21 protein-coding genes are annotated in these 19,483 nt (G+C 74.2%); 15 read left to right on the forward strand and 6 right to left on the reverse strand.

The window, feature by feature from the left end:
• The first annotated feature begins 184 nt into the window (after window positions 1-184).
• From ACLQ2V_RS08785 to ACLQ2V_RS08810, 6 genes are all read left to right on the forward strand, one after another.
• The gene (locus tag ACLQ2V_RS08785) at window positions 185-1,162 is read left to right on the forward strand and encodes an MBL fold metallo-hydrolase (RefSeq protein ID WP_425717895.1); all 978 of its coding nucleotides are present in this window, start codon (window positions 185-187) and stop codon (window positions 1,160-1,162) included.
• A gap of 71 nt (window positions 1,163-1,233) precedes the next feature.
• The gene (locus tag ACLQ2V_RS08790) at window positions 1,234-2,853 is read left to right on the forward strand and encodes an AAA family ATPase (RefSeq protein WP_425717896.1); all 1,620 of its coding nucleotides are present in this window, start codon (window positions 1,234-1,236) and stop codon (window positions 2,851-2,853) included.
• A gap of 61 nt (window positions 2,854-2,914) precedes the next feature.
• On the forward strand, window positions 2,915-3,367 hold the full coding sequence (locus tag ACLQ2V_RS08795) for a hypothetical protein (protein WP_425717897.1): 453 nt from the start codon (window positions 2,915-2,917) through the stop codon (window positions 3,365-3,367).
• Window positions 3,364-3,576, forward strand: coding sequence for a DUF2997 domain-containing protein (locus ACLQ2V_RS08800; RefSeq protein ID WP_425717898.1), 213 nt, complete (start codon window positions 3,364-3,366; stop codon window positions 3,574-3,576). Before ACLQ2V_RS08795 ends, ACLQ2V_RS08800 begins: the two co-directional genes overlap by 4 nt.
• Window positions 3,560-4,705, forward strand: coding sequence for a helix-hairpin-helix domain-containing protein (locus ACLQ2V_RS08805; protein ID WP_425717899.1), 1,146 nt, complete (start codon window positions 3,560-3,562; stop codon window positions 4,703-4,705). Before ACLQ2V_RS08800 ends, ACLQ2V_RS08805 begins: the two co-directional genes overlap by 17 nt.
• Window positions 4,683-5,378, forward strand: coding sequence for a 4Fe-4S single cluster domain-containing protein (locus ACLQ2V_RS08810; RefSeq protein WP_425717900.1), 696 nt, complete (start codon window positions 4,683-4,685; stop codon window positions 5,376-5,378). The genes ACLQ2V_RS08805 and ACLQ2V_RS08810 overlap by 23 nt, the downstream gene beginning before the upstream one ends.
• Here the strand turns inward: ACLQ2V_RS08810 and ACLQ2V_RS08815 are convergent.
• The 3 genes from ACLQ2V_RS08815 to ACLQ2V_RS08825 form a co-directional block, all read right to left on the reverse strand.
• Window positions 5,345-6,760, reverse strand: a complete 1,416-nt coding sequence (locus tag ACLQ2V_RS08815) for an amino acid permease (RefSeq protein WP_425717901.1) — start codon at window positions 6,758-6,760, stop codon at window positions 5,345-5,347. The two genes, ACLQ2V_RS08810 and ACLQ2V_RS08815, sit on opposite strands and share 34 nt — an antisense overlap.
• Before the next feature lie 149 nt (window positions 6,761-6,909).
• Entirely contained in the window at window positions 6,910-7,473 is a 564-nt protein-coding gene (locus ACLQ2V_RS08820; RefSeq protein WP_425717902.1) for an SOUL family heme-binding protein, read from the reverse strand.
• A gap of 238 nt (window positions 7,474-7,711) precedes the next feature.
• Window positions 7,712-8,488: a D-Ala-D-Ala carboxypeptidase family metallohydrolase gene (locus tag ACLQ2V_RS08825; RefSeq protein WP_425718315.1), complete on the reverse strand. Its 777-nt coding sequence runs from the start codon at window positions 8,486-8,488 to the stop codon at window positions 7,712-7,714.
• Window positions 8,489-8,817: 329 nt separating this feature from the next.
• Between ACLQ2V_RS08825 and ACLQ2V_RS08830 the strand changes: the two genes are divergently transcribed.
• Window positions 8,818-9,459, forward strand: a complete 642-nt coding sequence (locus ACLQ2V_RS08830) for a DUF6642 family protein (protein WP_425717903.1) — start codon at window positions 8,818-8,820, stop codon at window positions 9,457-9,459.
• Between the two features lie 26 nt (window positions 9,460-9,485).
• Window positions 9,486-9,950: a PPOX class F420-dependent oxidoreductase gene (locus ACLQ2V_RS08835; protein WP_425717904.1), complete on the forward strand. Its 465-nt coding sequence runs from the start codon at window positions 9,486-9,488 to the stop codon at window positions 9,948-9,950.
• Window positions 9,951-10,006: 56 nt separating this feature from the next.
• Here the strand turns inward: ACLQ2V_RS08835 and ACLQ2V_RS08840 are convergent, their stop codons facing one another.
• Both ACLQ2V_RS08840 and ACLQ2V_RS08845 read right to left on the reverse strand, forming a co-directional pair.
• Entirely contained in the window at window positions 10,007-10,648 is a 642-nt protein-coding gene (locus tag ACLQ2V_RS08840) for an NAD(P)-dependent oxidoreductase (RefSeq protein ID WP_425717905.1), read from the reverse strand.
• A gap of 135 nt (window positions 10,649-10,783) precedes the next feature.
• A complete protein-coding gene (locus ACLQ2V_RS08845; protein ID WP_425717906.1) occupies window positions 10,784-12,016 on the reverse strand; it encodes a serine hydrolase domain-containing protein in 1,233 nt (410 codons plus the stop codon).
• A gap of 67 nt (window positions 12,017-12,083) precedes the next feature.
• Here ACLQ2V_RS08845 and ACLQ2V_RS08850 point away from each other — a divergent pair, with 67 nt between their 5' ends.
• From ACLQ2V_RS08850 to ACLQ2V_RS08860, 3 genes are all read left to right on the forward strand, one after another.
• Window positions 12,084-12,677, forward strand: coding sequence for a pentapeptide repeat-containing protein (locus ACLQ2V_RS08850; protein ID WP_425717907.1), 594 nt, complete (start codon window positions 12,084-12,086; stop codon window positions 12,675-12,677).
• A gap of 107 nt (window positions 12,678-12,784) precedes the next feature.
• Complete coding sequence (locus tag ACLQ2V_RS08855; RefSeq protein ID WP_425717908.1) at window positions 12,785-13,102, forward strand: hypothetical protein; 318 nt, start codon at window positions 12,785-12,787, stop codon at window positions 13,100-13,102.
• A 441-nt stretch (window positions 13,103-13,543) separates the two neighbouring features.
• Entirely contained in the window at window positions 13,544-13,825 is a 282-nt protein-coding gene (locus ACLQ2V_RS08860; RefSeq protein WP_425717909.1) for an adhesin, read from the forward strand.
• Here ACLQ2V_RS08860 and ACLQ2V_RS08865 read toward each other — a convergent pair.
• Window positions 13,809-14,894: a beta family protein gene (locus ACLQ2V_RS08865; RefSeq protein WP_425717910.1), complete on the reverse strand. Its 1,086-nt coding sequence runs from the start codon at window positions 14,892-14,894 to the stop codon at window positions 13,809-13,811. The genes ACLQ2V_RS08860 and ACLQ2V_RS08865 overlap by 17 nt on opposite strands.
• Before the next feature lie 90 nt (window positions 14,895-14,984).
• Here ACLQ2V_RS08865 and ACLQ2V_RS08870 point away from each other — a divergent pair, with 90 nt between their 5' ends.
• From ACLQ2V_RS08870 to ACLQ2V_RS08885, 4 genes are all read left to right on the forward strand, one after another.
• Window positions 14,985-15,869 carry a sulfotransferase domain-containing protein gene (locus tag ACLQ2V_RS08870; protein ID WP_425717911.1) on the forward strand — a complete coding sequence of 295 codons (885 nt, stop codon included), beginning with the start codon at window positions 14,985-14,987 and terminating at the stop codon, window positions 15,867-15,869.
• 236 nt (window positions 15,870-16,105) lie between these two features.
• Window positions 16,106-16,507, forward strand: coding sequence for a hypothetical protein (locus tag ACLQ2V_RS08875; protein ID WP_425717912.1), 402 nt, complete (start codon window positions 16,106-16,108; stop codon window positions 16,505-16,507).
• Window positions 16,508-16,934: 427 nt separating this feature from the next.
• Window positions 16,935-17,327, forward strand: coding sequence for a cupin domain-containing protein (locus tag ACLQ2V_RS08880; RefSeq protein ID WP_425717913.1), 393 nt, complete (start codon window positions 16,935-16,937; stop codon window positions 17,325-17,327).
• 70 nt (window positions 17,328-17,397) lie between these two features.
• Complete coding sequence (locus tag ACLQ2V_RS08885; protein WP_425717914.1) at window positions 17,398-19,191, forward strand: glycoside hydrolase family 15 protein; 1,794 nt, start codon at window positions 17,398-17,400, stop codon at window positions 19,189-19,191.
• The last annotated feature ends 292 nt before the right edge of the window (window positions 19,192-19,483 follow it).

The raw sequence follows: 19,483 nt of genomic DNA on the forward strand, positions 1-19,483 counted from the left end.
GCGACTGGTTCTCTCGGCCCGGCGACTGGATTTTTGGCCCTCCGTCGCCGGGGCAGGCGCGCTGGGCTGGGCCGATACCCGATCGCGTATCGGCCGCGACCGCCGTCGATCTTGGACGCGGCGAGGGTGGCGGTGGTGAGGTCGAGAGGTCCCTTCCGCACCACCGAAACGGGGAGAGTCCACCATGTCCGACAACCACCTCGACCGCCGCCGCCTGCTGCGCGACGCCGCCGCCGGCGCCGCCCTGCTCACCACCGGCGCCCTCGCCGCCGCCGCCCCGGCCGCCCCGGCGGGGGCCGCCGCGCCCACCCCGACTCGCGCCCGCCGCACCGGAGCGGCCAGCTTCCGCTGGTGGGGCACGGCGGGCTGGCGGATCGACATCGGCGACCGCACGGTACTGGTCGACCCCTACCTCAGCCGGTATGACACCGGGCTGTTCACCGGGAGCTTCTCCGAGGCCACGCCGCTCACCGTCGCCGAGGACGTGCTCGACCGGCACGTCGACCGGGCCGCCACGATCCTGGTCACCCACACCCACTGGGACCACTTCAACGACGTGCCCCGGATCGCCCAGCGCACCGGCGCCCGGGTGTTCGGCACGCTCACCGCGTACCACCTGGGTCTGGCCTGTGGGGTGCCGGCCGGGCAGCTCAGCCCGGTCAAGGGTGGGGAGGTGCTCTCCTTCGGCGACCACACCGTCGAGGTGGTCGGCTCGCTGCACAGCCGCAACTCGTCGTACTCGATGGCCTTTCCCGGCGTGCGGGTGACCCGCCCGCAGCCGCCGACGACCATCGCCGACCTGCCGGAGGGCGACACCCTCGCCTACCAGCTGCGCATCGCCGACGGCCCGGCGGTGTTCTTCATGGGTGCCAGCGACTTCGTCGAGCGCGACCTCGCCGGGCTGGCCCCGGACGTGGCGATGGTCGCCCTGCCGTCCAGCGCCGCCACCGCCGACTACGTGCCCCGGCTGATGGCGGCCCTGGACCAGCCGCGGATCGTGGTGCCGGTGCACTGGGACAACTTCGAGACGCCGCTGGTCAACCCGCCGACGGTCGCGCCGGCCGACCGCGCCCGGCTCGACGCGCTGGTCGCGGCGGTGCGCGCGGCGGCACCGCGCACCCGGGTGCTGATCCCGGAGTACGGCACCGCGTACCGCTTCTGACGCGCGCTCGTCCGGTCGGCCGCTGGTGCTAAAGTCTGGCCACTTCGCGTGTCCCGGGGGGAGGAACGGCGATGGTGGGGGCCTTCCGCGACACGCTTTCCCAGCTGCTCAAGGCGCGCGTCCCGGTGCTGCAGATCTGCTCGTACGAGGAGCAGCGGGTGCTCGCCGAGATCGCCGCCGTCGCCCGCGACGCGGCCCGGGTGCGGACCCCGCGCGGGATCTGGACCTGGTCGGCGACCCGCGGCCTGGTCTCGCCCGACGGCAACCGGCGGCAGGGCACCACCGACCCGGTCGCCGCCCTCGACGCGGCCTGGCGCATCGAGGAGCCGGCCCTGCTCGTGGTGGCCGACCTGCACCCCGCCCTCGGTGTCGGCGGCCGGCCCGCCGACCCGGGGGTGGTCCGCCGGCTGCGGGAGCTGGCCGTCGCCTACCGCAGCGGCCCCGTCCCGCGCACTTTGGTCCTGCTCTCCCCGGTGCCGGACCTGCCGGTCGAGCTGACCAAGGACGTCACGGTCGTCGACTTCCCGCTGCCCACCGAGCCGGAGATCCGCGCCGTGCTGGACGGCATCATCGCCGCCAACGCGGCCACCGGGCGGATCCGGATCAACCTCGACGAGCACGGCCGGGAACGCCTCGCCAAGGCCGCCCTCGGGCTCACCCTGCACGAGGCGGAGAACGCCTTCGCCCGCGCCATGGTGGACAACGGGGTGCTCGACGCCGACGACCTGCGGCTGGTGCACGAGGAGAAGCGGCAGACCGTCCGGCGCAGCGGCCTGCTGGAGTTCGTCGACGACCCGGTGGCGCTCGCCGACGTCGGCGGGCTGGAGAACCTCAAGCGCTGGCTGGCCAAGCGGGACGGCTCCTGGCTGGCCGAGGCCGCCGCCTACGGGCTGCCCGCCCCGCGCGGCGTCCTGATCACCGGCGTCCCCGGCTGCGGCAAGTCGCTCACCGCGAAGGCGGTCGCCGCCGCCTGGCAGCTGCCGCTGCTACGGCTGGACATCGGCAAGATCTTCTCCGGGCTGGTCGGCTCCAGCGAGCAGAACATGCGCGAGGCGATCCGCACGGCGGAGGCCACCGCCCCCTGCGTGCTCTGGCTCGACGAGATCGAGAAGGGCTTCGCCGGCGGTACCGGCGGGGACTCGGGCACCTCCGCCCGGGTCTTCGGCTCGTTCCTCACCTGGATGCAGGAGAAGAGCCGCCCGGTCTTCGTCATCGCCACCGCCAACGACTTCGCGGCCCTGCCGCCGGAGCTGCTGCGCAAGGGGCGCTTCGACGAGATCTTCTTCGTCGACCTGCCGACCCGGGCCGAACGCGCCGCGATCTGGGCGATGCACGTCGCCCGTCGGCTGCGCCACCCGGCCGTGGCCGGCGCGCTGACCGTCGACGAGCCGCTGCTGAGCGAGCTGGCCGGGCTGAGCGACGGCTACTCCGGGGCGGAGATCGAGCAGGCCGTGATCGGTGGGCTCTTCGACGCGTACGCGGAGCGTCGGCCGCTGCGCCGCGACGACCTGTTGCACGCGTTGGTGAACATGGTGCCATTGAGCGTCACCCAGGCCGAGCGGCTCACCGCCGTGCGGAGCTGGGCGGAACACCGGGCGGTCCCCGCGACCGCCGCCGAGGACTGGGACCTCGACCCCCGCCGGCTGGCCGGGCCGGGGGGCGGAAACGGGGGGCGGGCGGTGGAGTTCTGAGGCACCGCCCCGCCAACCGCACCACAACGACAACCACAACCACGACGACAGGGGAGCGCCGGTGAGCATCTCGCTGATACTCGTACCGCTGGCGATGGCCACCGTGGCCGCCGCGACCGCCGCCGGCCGCCGCGACGACGCGGGCCGGGTGGTCTGCCAGGTGCAGACCCGGATGCGCGACGAGACGCTGCTGGCCGCCGCGCTGCGGGACACCGGTGCGGCGGTCGCCGCCGGCACCGACGAGATCACCGCCGACTGGGCGGGGGTACGCGCCGAGTTCCGGCGCGGCCCCGACGGCATCTGGGCCGCGCACCTGCGCGGGGACGTCGACGAGGAGCGGGCGGTGGAGATCGTCCGCTCGGTCGACGCCGCGTACGGCCGGCAGGTGCAGGGCGCGGTGTTGCAGCGGCTGCGCGCCCAGGCCCCCGCCGCCGGGCTGCGCCTGGAGTCCGAGGAGGTCACCGAGGACGCCTCGGTCCGGCTGGTCTTCGCCGTGGGGGAGGGCGACCGGTGACCGGGCGACCGCGCGTCGTCGTCACCGTCAACCCCGACGGCACGGTCAGCGCCGAGACCCAGGGGGTGCTCGGCGAGGGCTGCCTGGACTACGTGGCCGTGCTGGAGGAGCTGCTCGGCGCGCGGACGGTGCGCAGCGCGTACACGGCCGACCGGGACCGGGTGGCCACGGTCGTCGCCGACGAGCAGCGCGATGTCGACCGCGCCTGACGGTTGGCCTCCGGGCCGCCCGCCCGCCCCCGGCTCGTACGGCTACCCGCCGCCCGATGCGTACCCGCCGCCCGATGCGTACCCGCCGCCGCCCGACGGGACCGGTCTTCCGCCGTCGCGCGGCCCGGCCGGCTACCCGTCGCCGCCCGGATTCGGTGCGCCGGGGCAGCCGGTGCCGGCCGCCGCGCCCGCCTGGGCCGGTGGCGCACAGAAGGGGCGCCCGCGCCGGGGCGGCGGCGTCTGGTGGCGGCTGGGGCAGAGCGCATGGGTGCTGCTGCCGATCTTCGGCACCAGTTGCTTCGGCGGGATCGGCTTCATCTACGTCGGCGTCCTGGCCCGGCGCGCGACGTGGTGGATCCCCGGCATCGTCTACCTGATCGCCGGCTGGGGCGGCTTCATCGGGCTCGGTGTCAGGGAGGGCGAGCAGGCCACCGACAACTGGTTCTTCGGGGTGTGGTTCTCGGCCTGGGTGCTCAGCGTCCTGCACGCCCTCGTGGTCAACGTCTTCTGGTTGCAGTGGCAGGCCGACCGCCGGGCCGGGCGGCTGCGGCCCGCGCCGGGGCGGCCCGGGTCGGCGTACCCGCCCGGGTCGGCGTACCCACCCGGGGCCCTCGCCCCGCCGACGGGCGGCGCCTTCGGCAGCCCCGCCTTCGGCAGCCCTCTCGCCGGCCTGCCCGTCGTCGGGCAGCAGGGCGGTTACTGGGCCACCGGCCCGGCCGCGACCACGGTCGACCCGACCGCCGACCCGCCGACGAAGGTCGACCCGGCCTCCGCGCCGCCGGACCTCGGCCCGGCGCCCGGTCCGCCGCTGTCCGGTCCGCCGCTGTCCGGTCCGGCCGGCGGGTCGCCGTCGACCGGGGGGCCGGCCGCCGCGCCGTCCCCGGTGGACGTCAACGCCGCCGGGGCGGAGCAGTTCGCCGCGCTGCCCGGCTTCGACGCCGGCCGCGCCCGGCGGGTGCTCGCCGCCCGGCAGGCCCGCCGGGGGTTCGGCAGCGTCGCCGAGTTCGCCGCCGTCGCCGAGCTGGCCCCCCACGAGTACGCCCGCCTGCGCGACCTGCTGGTCTGCGCGCCACCCGCCGGTCCGCCGGCCCACCCGGGGACGCCCGGTGGACGCGTACTCGACGTCTGAGGCCGGCCCGGCGCGGCGCTCCGCCATCGGGCCGCAGCGGGTGGCGCTGGCCCGGTTCCTCGCCTCGACCCGGGCGGAGGGGCCCGGCGAGCGGACCGCGCTCTGGGTGCAGGGCTGCGCGATCCGCTGCCCGGGGTGCTTCAACCCGCAGCTCTGGACCTTCCGGGGTGGGGAACTCGTCGCGCCGGCCGAGCTGGTCGAGCGGGTCCTCGCCGCCGGCACGCCGGGGGTGACGCTGCTCGGCGGGGAGCCGTTCGACCAGGCCGGCGCGCTGGCCGAGGTGGCCGCCGGGGTGCGCCGGGCCGGCCGGTCGGTGATGACCTTCACCGGCTACACCCGCGCCGGCCTGCGCCGCGCCGTGGACGGCGGCCGCGACGACGTGGCCGCCCTGCTGGCCGAGACCGACCTGCTCGTCGCCGGGCCGTTCCGGGCCGACCTGGTCGACGCCGACCGGCCCTGGGTGGGCTCCACCAACCAGGAGTTCGTGCTGCTCAACGACCGCTTCCCGGAGCTGCTCGACGAGGTGGGCCGCGCCCCCGACCGGGTCGAGGTGACCGTCGACGTCACCGGCCGGGTCGCGGTCAACGGCTGGGCGCAGCTCGACGCGCTGGACGAGCTGCTGGCCTCGGTGGGCCGCCCTCAGCCCCGGCGGGCCAGCGCCGAGCGGCGGTAGCCGTAGGCGGCGTAGACCAGCGCGCCGAGCAGGAACCACACCCCGAAACGCAGCCAGGTCACCGGGGCGAGATAGGTGATCAGCCAGAGCGAGAAGACCGCGCCGAGCGCCGGCACCACCGGCATCCCCGGCAGCCGGAAGGTGCGGGGCGCGTCCGGGCGGCGGTAGCGCAGCACGATCACCGCGACGCAGACGACCACGAACGCCAGCAGGATGCCGATGTTGGTCAGCTCGGCGGCCTGTCGGATCGGCAGGAACCCGGCGATCAGCGCCGAGCCGACGCCGACGATCCAGGTGACCCGGCTGGGCACCCGCCGCACCGGGTGCAGCTTGGCGAACCAGGCCGGCAGCAGCCCGTCGCGGCTCATCGAGAACCACACCCGCGTCACGCCGAGCATGAACGTGAACATCACCGTCAGGATGCCGATGATCGCCCCGACGGCGATGACGCTGGCGAGCCCCGAGAGCCCCACCGAGGCGAACGCCGAGGAGAAGCCGCTCTCCGGGTCGATGTCCCGGTAGTTCTGCATGCCGGTCAGCACGAGCGTGGCCAGGACGTAGAGCACCATCGAGATGGCCAGCGACCAGACGATCGCCTTCGGCATGTGCCGGCGGGAGTCCTTCGCCTCCTCCGCCGCGGTGCTCATCGCGTCGTAGCCGAAGACGGCGAAGAAGACGGTGGCCGCGCCGGTGAACGCCCCGCCGAGACCGAACGGGAAGAACGGCGAGTAGTTCGCCGTCTTGACGTGGAAGAAACCGACCACGATCACCAGCAGCACCACGGCGACCTTCAACCCGACCACGAACGTCTCGACCCGTGCCGCCGACTTGATCCCCTGGTTGAGCAGGAACGCGATGAGCAGGCAGAGCAGCACCGCGAAGAGGTCGACCACGTGGCCGTCGCCGGTGCCCGGCGCGCCGAGCATCCAGTCCGGCAGCGTCAGGCCCAGCTCGCCGAGGAGGAAGCCGAAGTAGCCGGAGATGCCGATGGCGACCACCGCCACGATCGCCGTGTACTCCAGCAGCAGGTCCCAGCCGATGAACCAGCCGACCGCCTCGCCGAGCACCGCGTAGCCGTAGGTGTAGGCCGAGCCGGCCTTCGGGATCATCCCGGCGAACTCCGCGTACGACAGGGCCGCCGCCGCGCTGGCCAGGCCGGCGATGAGGAACGAGATCAGTACGGCCGGGCCGGCCGTCTCGTGCGCCACCGCCCCGGCCAGGGCGAAGATGCCGGCGCCGATGATCCCGCCCACCCCGATGGCGGTGAGCTGCCAGAGCCCGAGGGAGCGGGACAGCCCTTCCTCGGTCTCCTCGGCGATCTCCTCGACCGGCTTGCGCCGGAAGATGCCCGACCCGCCGGGCGCACGTTCCACAGAGGTCATCGTCGATACCCTTTCCTGCCCGGCAACGCTGCCGCCCGGTGGGTGATCCCCCTGAAGCATTCTGACGCATGTGAATGTCCAGGAGAAGATCGACGCGCGGGGCGCGGGCATTGGACGGCGGGACCGACGCGCGGGGCGCGGGGGCGGGCTCACTCCACGACGGGGAGCACCACCTCGTTGCGGCGCAGGAACCAGGGCTTCCACGGCGGGTCGAAGCGGGCGTAGCGGACGCCTCCGCTGGGGGTCAGGCCGGCTGCGGTGACCGCCCGGCCCAACACGGTGGCCCGCTCGTCGAACGCCCGCTGCGTCCACCGGCCGGAGAACCGGACGGCCGCGGCGAGCTGCTCCGGCATCTCCCGCACGACGACCCGCGGGTCGTCCGGCTCGGGCAGCGACTCGGCCGTGGACCCCGCCGGCATCACGAACCGCACCAGGTACGCCCCCGGCCGCTCGCCCTCCTCCTGGAGCACCGGGGAGGTCATCGCGATCTTCCGGGAGTCGGCCGGCAACGGCTCCACCGCCGCGTTCGCGACGCCGCCGCGCCGCGCCCGGTTCGCCCCGCCGATGTAGCCGGCCAGCGCCCGGAACGCCTCGTCGACCGTGCTGGAGAAGCTCCCCTCGACCCGCACCTCGGCGGCCAGGTGGGCCGGGTAGCGGCGCAGTTCGAACCCTCGTTGCCGCGCCACCACCCGGTACGGCTGCTGCTCTGTCATCGCCGCCCCTGTGGCATCTCCCGCCGGCATCGTCGCGCCCACGCTACAGCCGGCCGCCGGTCCCGCCCGGCGGATCCGGGCCATCGCCGCCCGATCGGGACAACCGCGCGCCGCCCCGCTCGGGGCAACCGGAGAAGACTGCCGAAGTTGGTACCCTCATTTTTGGTTGTTTCATGACTGAGGGTGTCGGTGCTGCCCGCGTAGCAGGGCTGACCCGCCGGGGGCCGTACGGCTGCGGTCAGTCCGCGCCCGCGCCGATGCCGCAGTCCGGGGCGGACCAGGAGGTCGTGTTCGGCAGGCCGTCGTCGGTGTTCTCCCGGCGCGAGTCCACGTGCACGTGGTCGTCGTGGTCGGGGTAGCCGGGGCCGTAGATCCCGCTGAAGCCGTGGTCGCGGGCGTCGCGGGCCACGTCGCAGAGCGACCTGCCGGCGGGGGCCGCCAGGTCGGCGGCGGTGCCGTAGCGGTGCTGGCTGTTCGACGCGCCCCCGACCTGCCGGTTGCAGGACGTGCTGCGGTAGCCGCTGGTGACCCGCAGCGGCCGGTCGCCGAGGTCGCGGCGCAGCGCCTCCAGCTTCCACATGGCCCGCAGGGCGTTCTCCTTGGTCTTCGTGGCGGAGACCGGCCCGCCGCGGTAACCGCTGCGCCCGCAGCCGTCGTCCAGCTCGCCGTAGCTGAAGTGCTCGGGCGTGCAGTCGTTGTCCTGGAGGGCGTAGAGCCTGGCGTACGTCTGCGACCCGGCGATGCCGTCGGCCCGCAGCCCGTACGCCGCCTGGAAACGCCGGACGGCGGCGGCGGTCTTCGGGCCGTACCGGCCGTCAATCTCGACGATGTCGCGGCGGCCCGCCCAACCGGCCACCCGGATCTGGAGCTGGTGCACGTCGTCGCCGGAGCGCCCCTGGTAGAGGTCGCGTTTCCAGGTGTAGCAGCCGTCGGCGTGTGCCGCCGGGGCGGCGGCCACCGTGGCGACCGCCGCGCCCGGAAGCGCCAGGGCGAACGCGACGACGACCCGTCTCATGGTCTGGGCACGCACGGAATCCTCCCGAAAGCAGAGCCAGTGGGGTGGGTCGCGCCCGCCGAACGGGGCGTCCCGTCGGATTCACCATCGCATCGCCGCAGCCGATTGTCGGCAAATAAGGGGAATCGTTCTCGCTTTTCCTTCGAGCTGGGATTCCGCTGGGAAAAGGGCGGTTCGTGAAGCGGTCGTCGGGCCCCGATCGCGGCCGGGACGGCGGAAACGGAGCGGGGCGCGCGGCACGCCGGAAAGGTGATCTAACCGCCAGGGAGGGCGTCGGGCGGGCCGGGACCGGCCGGCGTACCGTCACCAGGAGGTTCGGGGAGGTGGTCGTGGCGCGGGGTGGCGTGTTCTGTGTCGAGGGGCAGTGGCACCGCGACCTCAACGAGCGTGGGTCGGTCCTGCCGACCCTCGAGCTGCTCGAACGGCTCGGCAAGATCCGGTTCATCCACAAGGGCGCGGCCACCCGCAACGAGCTGTTCTACTTCCTCGACCGCTGGCTGCTCAAGCAGTACGCCGACTACCGGGTCGGATTCTTCGCCATGCACGGCGAGCCGAGCCGGCTCTGCCTGACCGACTGGGAATCCGTCGACCTCGCCGACGTCGCCGAGCGGATGGCCGGCCGATGCGAGGGCCGCCGGCTCTACTTCGGCAGCTGCTCCGTGCTGCGGGCCTCCGACGCCGCGCTGCGCGACTTCCTCGACGAGACCGGGGCCGCGTTGATCTGCGGCTTCACCCGGGAGGTCGACTGGGTGGAGTCCGCCGCCTTCGAGACCGTGCTGCTCGACGTGCTCGCCAACGGGCAGCGGCACAACGCCGCCGAGCTGCGGATGGGCTCGGCGCACTGGGCCCCCCTGGCGGCGTACCTGGGCTTTCGGGTGATCTACGCCAACGGCCGGGCGTGGCGGCCCAGCGCGCGCCCCCGGGTGCCCGCCCAGCCCACCCGGGGCACCGCCGCCCGGCCGCCGCGCTGAGCCGGCCCTGCTGATAGAAACGGACGATGGCACGCAACATCGCGACCAACACCCGGGTCGACCGGGCCGCCCTGATCGACTTCCTGCGCCCCCGGCACCGGGTGGTGCTGATGACCACCCGGCCCGACGGCCGGCCCCAGTCGTCCCCCGTCTCCTGCGGCGTCGACACCGAGGGGCGACTGGTGATCTCCACCTATCCCGAGCGGGCCAAGGTCCGCAACATCCGCCGGGACCCCCGCGTCTCGGCCTGCGTGCTCTCCGACGACTGGAACGGCCCCTGGGTGCAGCTCGACGGCACCGCCGAGGTGCTCGACCTGCCGGCGGCGCTGGAGCCGCTGGTGGAGTACTTCCGCAGCATCTCCGGCGAGCACCCGGACTGGGACGAGTACCGCGCGGCGATGCTGCGGCAGGGCAAGTCGCTGATCCGGGTCACCATCGACGGCTGGGGCCCGATCGCCACCGGCGGCTTCCCCGCCCGCCTGGCCGACTGAGCGGCTGGCCGGAGCGGCCCGCCTGGCCGACTGAGCCGCCGAGGGGCTGAGCGGCTTCAGTAGCCGGCGGTGAAGCGCATGTTCTCGAAGCGCGGGTGCTCGATCTCGTCGACCACGGCGACGGCCAGGTCCTCGTAGCTGAGCACCGCCCGGCCCCGCTCGTCGGTGACGGGCTCGTCCGTGCCGGTGCGGTAGTGGCCGGTGCGCTCGCCGGGGTGGAACTCCACCGGCGGCGGGGAGAGGTACGTCCAGGTCACCCCGTCGGCGCTGGAGCGGTACCAGGCCAGGGCGTCGGCCTGGCCCAACGCGGCGTCCCGGTACTCCTCGGGGAAGCCCGGCTCCTCGAGGAACGGCACGCCCTGCGGCGTGAGCAGGGTCGCCCCGCCGCCGACGTGGATCACCCGAGGCGGGTTCGGCAGGTCCCGCAGCACCGTGATCAGGTTCTGCGCCGCGTCCCGCCACAGCGCCCGCGCTCCGCCGCCGACGGCCACCACGACGGCGTCCGCGCCCGGGGCCAGCTCCCGTACGCTGCGCGCCGAGGTGACGTCGCCGGTGACCACGTCGACCCCGGGCGGCAGGTAGCCGACGGCCTCCGGCCGGCGCACCGCCGCAGTCACCCGGTGGCCCCGGTTCGCCGCCTCGACGGTGATCCGCGAACCCGCCGTGCCGCCGGCCCCGAACACCACGATGTCGCTCATCGCCCGCCACCCTCCGCGCCCCGCACCCGTCGGAACGGCCGTCGCCGTCCGTCCCCAGGCTAGGGAGCCCAGCGCGCCCGCCGGTGCCGTTCGCCCCGATTCCCCGGTGCCGTGTGGTCGCGGCGGCGGCGGGGGTCAGTCGACCAGGGCGGAGTAGACGAGCTGGCGGAGCTGGGAGCGCAGCGGGTAGGTGCCCGACGGCATGAGCTGGGTGAACAGCAGCGCGGTGAGCTCCTCCGCCGGGTCCACCCAGAAGGCGGTGGAGGCCATGCCGCCCCAGTGGTACTCGCCGACGCTGCTGGGCACCCGGGACGGAACCGGGTCGTCCACCACGGCGAAGCCGAGGCCGAACCCGACGCCGTCCAGCACCGTCTCGGTCAGCTCCGCCGGGGAGAACGAGGCCAGGTCCCGGCCGCCGGGCAGGTGGTTGCGGGTCATGAAGCGCACCGTCCGGGGGCCGAGCAGGCGTACGCCGTCCAGCTTGCCGCCGCGCAGCAGCAGCTGGGTGAAGCGGTGGTAGTCGGCGGCCGTGGAGATCAGCCCGCCACCGCCGGAGAGCCACGGCGGCTCGGCCAGCGCCGCCCGGCCGATCGCGTCGGCCCGGAACGCCCGACCGGTAGCCGGGTTCGGCGTGTACAGGGCGGCCAGCCGCTTGGCGTCCGGCTCGTCGACCCACCAGCGGGTGTCGGTCATGCCCAGCGGGCCCAGGATCCGGTCGGCGAAGAACCGGTCCAGCGGTTGGCCGGAGACGACCTCGACGAGGCGGCCGAGCACGTCGGTGGAGACCCCGTAGTTCCAGCCGCTGCCGGGCTGGAAGAGCAGCGGCAGCCGGGCCAGCCCCCGCACGGCGGTGGCCAGGTCCGCCCCGGCGGGCACGCCGAAGTTGAAGCCGGCGGCCCGGTAGAGACCGTCGACCACGGAGACCTGGGCGAAGCCGTACGTCAGCCCGGCCGTGTGGGTGAGCAGGTGCCAGACCCGGATCGGCTCGACCGCCGGCGACGTGTACGGCTGGAGCGCCGAACCCTTCTCGTAGACCCGGACGTCGGCGAACTCCGGCAGCCAACGGCTGATCGGGTCGGTCAGCTCGAACCGGCCCTCCTCCCAGAGCATCATGGCCGCGACGGAGGTGATCGGCTTGGTCATCGAGTAGATCCGCCAGAGGGTGTCCGCCTCGACGGGTGTGCCCGCCTCCCGGTCGCGCAGGCCGTAGGTGGAGGAGTGCGCGATCTCGCCCCGGCGGGTGACGACGATCTGCCAGCCGGCGAGCCGCCCGTCGTCGACGTACCGGCCGAAGTGCTCGTCGATCCGCGCCAGCCGGGCGGGGTCGAAGCCGATGCGGTCGGGGTCGGTGCTGCGCGCCACGCTCACCCGTCGAACCTACTGGCCGGTGCGCGGCGAACGGAAGCCCTCCGCAGGCCGCCGCTAGGCTGGCCGGGTGCTGGAGCAGACCGAGGACACCATCTTCCGCCACGACGACTGGTACGGCGAGGAGCTGGTCGACCGCCACTTCGTGCGGTGCGAGTTCTTCCAGGTGGACCTGACCGAGGCGGTGACCCGGGGCGCGGTCTTCACCGAGTGCACCTTCGGCAACACCGCCTTCAACTCCTCCCGGCACGTCGACTCGGCCTTCACCCGCTGTGTCTTCAAGCGGTGCAACCTCTTCGAGGCGGAGTTCGTCGGCTGCAAGCTGGTCGGCAGCAGCTTCTTCCAGTGCGACCTGCGCCCGCTGCGGGTCAGCGGCGGGGACTGGTCGTTCGTCAGCCTGCCCGGGGCGGACCTGCGCGGGGTGAGCCTCACCGACGTGCGGATGCGCGAGGCGGACCTGACCGGCGTCGACCTCACCGGCGCCGAGGTCACCGGCGTCGACCTCTCCGGCGCGCAGCTCTCCGGTGTCCGCCTCTCCCGCGCCGACCTGCGCGGCAGCGACCTCTCCGCGCTCGACCCGACGACGGCGCAGGCGCGCGACGCGCTGATCGACGCGGAGCAGGCGCTGATGCTGGCCCAGGCGCTCGGCTTCCGGCTCGCCTGATTTCTGGCGAGCTGGCCCGAGCGGGACAGTTTGTCCGTCATGTCGCCGTGGAACGGTCGTAGGTTCCTGCTGTCCCGCTTCGTCCGTCCCTTGTGGAGGCTTCACCGATGAGCAGCAGCACCGCCCGTACCGTCCGTCCCGCCACCCCCCTCGGTGCCGAGGAGTCGGGGGAGACGCTTCGGGAGATCCCGCTGCCGCCGTACGTGACCGGGGAGGACGCCCAGTTCGCGGTGCGGGCGGTGGTGGTGCATGCGCCGCGCCGATGGTCGGGCGGGACGGTCTGCCGCAACGACGCGAGCCCGCACCCGTGCCGGCTGCACCGTTGGGGCCGGCGGGTGCTCGCGCTGCGTGGCCTGCGGGCCGCCGAGATCGACGCGCTGATCGAACGGGGCGACCCGACCGCGCCGGTCCGCCCCGGCGCCTGAGGGCGTACGCGGCAGGGCCGCCCGTTGTCCCGTCCGGGCGGACCCGCCGCTGCACCTCGCGGCGGAGCCCGCTCGACCGCACCACCAGGGAGGGGCCCCACCGGCATGCGCCGATGCTGTCACGCGCGGCTGCGCCGGGGCACCCCAGAAGCCGAAGTCATGACCGGTCGCGGGATTGTCAGGGGTCCGCCTCGCGTCCGCCCATGCCCCGAGCCTAGGGAGCATCGGGGCAGCTCGGAGGCGGTTTCGTCGCGCCGGTCGGAGTCGATGCCGTTCTATTTGACGGATCCCCGGCCAGCGGGCACCGTGGGCAGAGAGGGGGCCCGCGTCCTGCCCCGTTTCGCGCGGTGACGGCGTTTCGTCGCCCGGCTGCCCGGCTGCCCGCCCGGCTGGGCCCGGCCCGCGCGCCGACCGCGTCCCGAGACCCACGAGGAGTTCGCCATGCTGACCATGACCGACAACGCCGTGCTGGTGATTCGTGACCTGGCCGCCCAGGAGGACGTCGCCCAGGACGGCGGCCTGCGCATCGCGGCCGACGCCGACGCCGGCTCGCTCACCATCGCGTTGGTCCCCGAGCCGGTGCAGGGCGACCAGGTGGTCGACAACCAGGGCGCCCGGATCTTCCTGGACTCCGACGCCGCCGAGCTGCTCGGTGACACCTCGGTCGACGCCAGCGTCGACGACGAGGGAGTCGTGCAGTTCGGCTTCACCGACAAGGAGTAGGCCCCCGGCCCCGGCCGCCCCGGCCCGGCCGCGGATCGACCCGCTGCTCGTCCTCGGGGCGGGCCCCGGCCGGCCTGCTCAGGTCGAACAGCACCCGGGCCAGGTGGTGCGAGGTGCTCCAGGCGGCCCAGTTCGTCGTCGACCCGGCTCCGGCCGCCCGCCGGGCCCGGCGCAGGATCTCGTGGTCGCCCCAGGAGAAGGCGGCCCCCTCCGTCGGCCAGTGCGGGGCCGCAACCAGCGTCCGGCACAGGTCCGCCACCCGCTCGTCGCCCCGGCCGCCGCGCCGCGACCAGCGGTAGACCCACCACGCCCCGCCGGCCGTGTACCGGACGGTGGGAAGCCGGTCGCCGGCCGCGTCGGCCCCGGGGACCGCGGAACCGACCCCGTAGTCGCCGTACCCGACGCCCAGGTCGGCCAGGCGCTGCCAGAGCAACCAGTCCCACCGTTGCAGCCGGACCGGCTCGTCGGTGGGCAGCCCCGACAGCGTCTGCGGCAGCCCGCCGGCCGCCACGGTCACCGACCGCCAGGCGTGCCGCCGGGCCCAGTCCGCCAGCCACCGTACCCTCGGCTCCGCCAGCCGGACGTCGGCCCGGCAGCAGACGTCCCCGGCGTCGACGAGGAGCTCGCACTGCTCCGGGACCAGCCGGGTGAGCCGCCAGATCCGTTCCACCTCGGCCGTCGTCGCGGCCGGGCCCGACCGGTCCGAGGCGGCCCGCAGCCGCACCACCAACCGCCCGGCGTACGCCCGGGCCGCCAGGCCGTGACCCACCAACCGGGCGTCGCTCTCCGCGAGCCCGGCCACCGGCAGCAGCGGTACGCCCCAGCGGAGCAGCTCGCTGCCCGCCCCGTCGGGCAGGGCGGTCACGTCGACCGCCGGCAACAACCCGGTCGGCAGCCGGGCCAGGCTCTGCGGCAGGACGGCGTCCACCGTGGACACCTCGAGCACGGGGGCGAGCCGGGGCGCCAGATCGGCGTCGAGGTGGCGCAGTGCCTCCAGCTCGCTTCGTCGGCTGGCGAGGACGGGGCGGTAGACCGGATCCGCCGCGCGGCCCCCGTGCGCGGGCACCATAGTTCAATGTAGCCAGACATCGGCGCCCGTCACAGGGCCCGACGGGCAAATGCCGAGCGCGGGGCGGTCGGGCGTCGATATCATCCCACGATGCCCGAGATCCCCTTCCGCTACCGCTCCCCGGACGAGGACAGCGACCGCTGGACCGGTTTCCCGTTCCGCGACGGCGACATCGTGATCAGCACCCGCTCCAAGAACGGCACCACCTGGATGCAGATGATCTGCGCCCTGCTGGTCTTCGGCACCCCCGAGCTGCCGGCGCCGTTGTCGACGCTGTCGCCCTGGCTGGACTGGCTGGGCCAGCCTCGCGACGAGGTGTACGCGCGGCTGGCCGCCCAGCCCCATCGCCGCTTCGTCAAGACCCACACCCCGCTCGACGGGATCCCGCTGGACGACCGGGCGCACTACGTGGTGGTGGCCCGTCACCCGCTGGACATGGCGGTCTCGCTCTGGCACCAGAGCGGGAACCTCAACCGGGAGCGGATGGCGCAGCTGACCGGGCGGCCGGCGCCGGCCGGGCCGCGTACCCCGCTGGTGGAGTCGTTGCGGCGCTGGGTGGAGCGGGAGGTCGACCCGCGCGAGGAGCTGGACACCCTCCAGGGCACGCTGTGGCACCTGCGCGACGCCTGGGCGCGGCGCGACCGACCCAACGTGACCCTGGTGCACTACGACGACCTGAGCGCGGACCTGGGCGGGCAGATGCGGGCCCTGGCCGGACGGTTCGGCATCGAGGTGCCCGAGCAGCGTTGGCCGGAACTGGTCGAGGCGGCCACCTTCGACCGGATGCGCCGGCAGGCCGATCGCCTCGCCCCGGACCAGGGTGGTGTGCTCGCCGATCGCGCGGCCTTCTTCCGCAGCGGCCGTTCCGGGCAGGGCCGGGAACTGCTCGACGCGCGGACGCTGGCGCGCTACCAAGCGCGGACCGCCGCCCTCGCCCCGCCGGACCTGCTGGCCTGGCTGCACCGCGACGGCTGACCCGGTCGCGCCCCGCAGTCGCCGATCCGACGGGCATCTTCGCAGCTCAGAGGCATGATCAAATCGTCGAGAGTCCATGATTGGACAGCTCCGCCCCCTGGCTCCGGCGGCGTGCGCGGCTTACGGTTTGACTAATAAGGGGCATTGATCAGATCCATTGGCATCTGATCATATTTCACCCCTTACATCCCTCTAGGTGTGCCGCGCCCGTCGGGCCGGCAGTCAAGGAGCCAACCATGTCCACCGAGTCCAAGAAACCGGCCGAGCAGCCGGCCCCGAGCGCCAAGGACATCGCCGAGGCGGGCGCGCAGCTCGTCCCCGGCACGTACGTCGGGATGCCCCCCACCGCGCAGCTCTTCTGGGCGGTGGTCGAGTCCACCGGCGTCCTGGTCCGCGGCTTCGGGGCCGTCTCGGCCACCCGCATCGCCACCGGCCAGTACCAGGTGGTGTTCAGTCACGACCTGACCCGGTCGGGGTACGTCGGCAGCATCGGCCTGACCGGTGCCGTCGGTTCCGCCCCCAGCGGCGAGATCGCGGTGGTCGGCCGCTTCGGCGTGCCGAACGGGGTCTTCGTCCAGACGTTCACCTCGACGGGGGTGGCCGCCGACCGGTCGTTCCACCTGACCATCTCGTCCTGACCGCGTCGCTCCGGCCGCGTCGCTCCGGCCGCCCCTGGAACCCGGCCCCGTCGCCCCACCGCGGCGGGGGCCGGCTCGTCGCCGGCGAGCGCGTCGGGCCTTGGACGCCTGCCGTTCCCCGGCAACTTCCCCCGCAACGACAACCGTCCAAGTTCTCGGGGAAGTCGGCCGGACATTCGGAAAGTCGGCCGGACACGAGCGCGCGGCGCCGTCGTGGCCCGAGGGCCGTGACGTCGCCGCGCTCTGGCCGTCTCCCACCGCCGCAGCCGTTGGCGGTACGCCGGCGGGGACATGGCTCGACCGGCCTAGAAGCGCCAGTCGACTCCTCGATGCCCGCTGTCGGCGTGGCCAAACCTCCGGGCGGGGGAAAATCCCCCAACTTCTCGTTCCCGGCGTGACGGGGGGCGGTACCGGGTAAGGGCGGGTCATGGAGCATTTCACGATCGCGACCGTTGCCGAGAAGAGCCCGGATTTCCGGCGGGTGCTGTGGACCGGCGAGCACAGCCAGCTGGTGATCATGACGATCCCGCCGGGCGGTGAGATCGGCGAAGAGGTCCACGAGGACACCGACCAGATCCTGACCTTCGTCAGCGGCACCGGCGAGGCCCGCGTCGCCGGCAAGAAGAAGGAGGTCGCCCAGGGCGACCTGGTGGTGGTGCCGGCCGGGACGAAGCACAACTTCGTCAACACCGGCCCCAACCCGCTGGTCCTCTACACCGTCTACGGGCCGCCGGAGCACGCCGACAAGGCCGTGCACAAGACCAAGGAGGAGGCCGACGAGGCCGAGGCCGCCGGCAAGGACGAGCCGCCGACCTCCTGACCGCCTCGGCAGGCGGGGGTCCACCGGCCCCCGCCTGCGTGATCGCGGCCGACGTGGGTACCCCGGCCGGGTGCAGCAGCCGCCGATCTCCGACTACGGCTTCCTCTCCGACTGCCGCTCCGGCGCGCTGGTCGGCCGGGACGGCTCGGTGGACTGGTGGTGCCCGGACCGCTTCGACGGCCCGTCGGTCTTCGGCCGGCTGCTGGACCGGGCCGCCGGGCACTGGCGGCTCGCGCCGCTCGCGCCGGCCCGGGTCCAGCGGGCGTACCGGCCGGACACGCTGGTGCTGCGGACCGTCCACGAGACGGCCACGGGGAGCGTCGCGGTCACCGACGCTTTGGCCGCCGAGCCCGGCGCGCGCGGGCACGAGCTGGGGATGCGCTCCCCGGCCGTGCTGCTGCGGGTCGTCGAGGGGCTCACCGGCCGGGTCCGGATGGGCCTGGAGTTCACCCCCCGCCCGGAGTACGGCCTGCTCACCCCGTACCTGCACGGCCAGGACGGCGGCGCGGTGCTGGCCACCGCCGGGCCGGTCACGCTGGTGCTGCGCGGCACCGGCCCGGTCGGCGCGGCCCTGCGACCCGACCGGGACCGGGTCCGGCACGAGTTCGAGGTCGCGGCCGGCGAGACCGTCGGCTTCGACCTGGCGTACGCCCCGGCCTACGGCGACCCGCCGGCGCGGCTCGACCCGGTGGCGGCGCTGGCCGACACGGTGCTCGCGTGGGAGGCGTTCCGCGAGATGCACCGCTACGACGGCCGGTACGCCCCGCAGGTGCGGCAGAGCGCGACGGTGCTCACCGGCCTGACGTACGCCCGCAGCGGCGCGGTCGCCGCGGCCCTGACCACCTCGCTGCCGGAGGCCGTCGGCGGGGACCGCAACTACGACTACCGCTTCTCCTGGCTGCGCGACTTCTCGATGACCATGCGCGCCCTCTGGGTGGCCGCCTGCCCGGAGGAGGCCTCCCGGCTCTTCGCCTGGGCGGCCCGCTCGATCGGCCGGATCGGCAACGACCCGGTGCCGGTGCTCTTCGGCCTGGAGGGCGAGCGGGACCTCTCCGAGCACGAGTGCGCCCACCTGCGCGGGTACGCCGACAGCCGGCCCGTCCGGGTCGGCAACGACGCCTGGCGGCAGCGCCAGCTCGACGTGCCCGGCGAGGTCCTCTCGGCGGTCTGGCGGCTGCACGAGTACCTCGGCGACACCCTCGACGAGGAGCTGCGGGAGATGGTGCTGGGCCTCGCCGAGCAGGTCGCCGCCACCTGGCGGCAGCCGGACCGGGGGATGTGGGAGACCCGCGACGCCGACCGGCACTACGTGTCGTCGAAGGTGTACTGCTGGGCGGCGCTGGACCGGGCGGTGGTGCTGGCCCCGCAGCTCGGCGACCGGGCCGACCCCGAGCGCTGGGCGGCGATCCGCGACGAGATCCGGGCGACCGTGCTCCGCGAGGGCTGGAACGACGAAGTCGGCGCGTACACCGGGGCCTTCGGCTCGGCGGAGCTGGACGCCTCCGTCCTGGTCCTGCCGGTGGTCGGCTTCGAGGCGGCGACCGAGCCCCGGATGCGGGCCACCATCGCGGCGATCGAACGCGAGCTGGGCAGCGAGGACGGGCTGGTGCGGCGCTGGAGCACCGACCCGGCCGGCTTCCTGCTCTGCTCGTACTGGCTGGTGGAGTGCCTGGTGCTGGCCGGCGAGCCGGAGCGGGCCGCCCGGTTGTTCGAGCGGGTCAACGAGCACGCCAACGACCTGGGCCTCTTCGCCGAGCAGATCGACCCGCGCACCGGCGCACACCTGGGCAACACCCCCCAGGCCCTGTCCCACATCGGCCTGATCAACGCCGCCTGGCGCCTCACCGAGCCAACAACGGACTAACCCCACCCCCCACCCCCACCCCCCACCCCGTCGATCATGGAGTTGTGGTGGGGGATGAAGGGGCCGAGTGCCTCTTTTCGGGCACCACGGCTCCATGATCGGCGTGTGGAGGGGTGAAGCTGCAACAGGTCTGCAAGCGGTAGGCATTGACGGTGGTGTGTGGGTGCTCCTAGCCTCAAGGTCTGGGAAAGCCCTTTCCTGAGAGGTGCCGACCCACCGCCCCTCGGCGCGGAGATCGGGCATTCCGCCGGGGCGCACGGTCCTCGGGCGTGGGCCGACCGTTCCGGCTGCG

The sequence above is a fragment of the Micromonospora sp. DT233 genome, assembly GCF_049841815.1.
Classification (GTDB): Bacteria; Actinomycetota; Actinomycetes; order Mycobacteriales; family Micromonosporaceae; genus Micromonospora.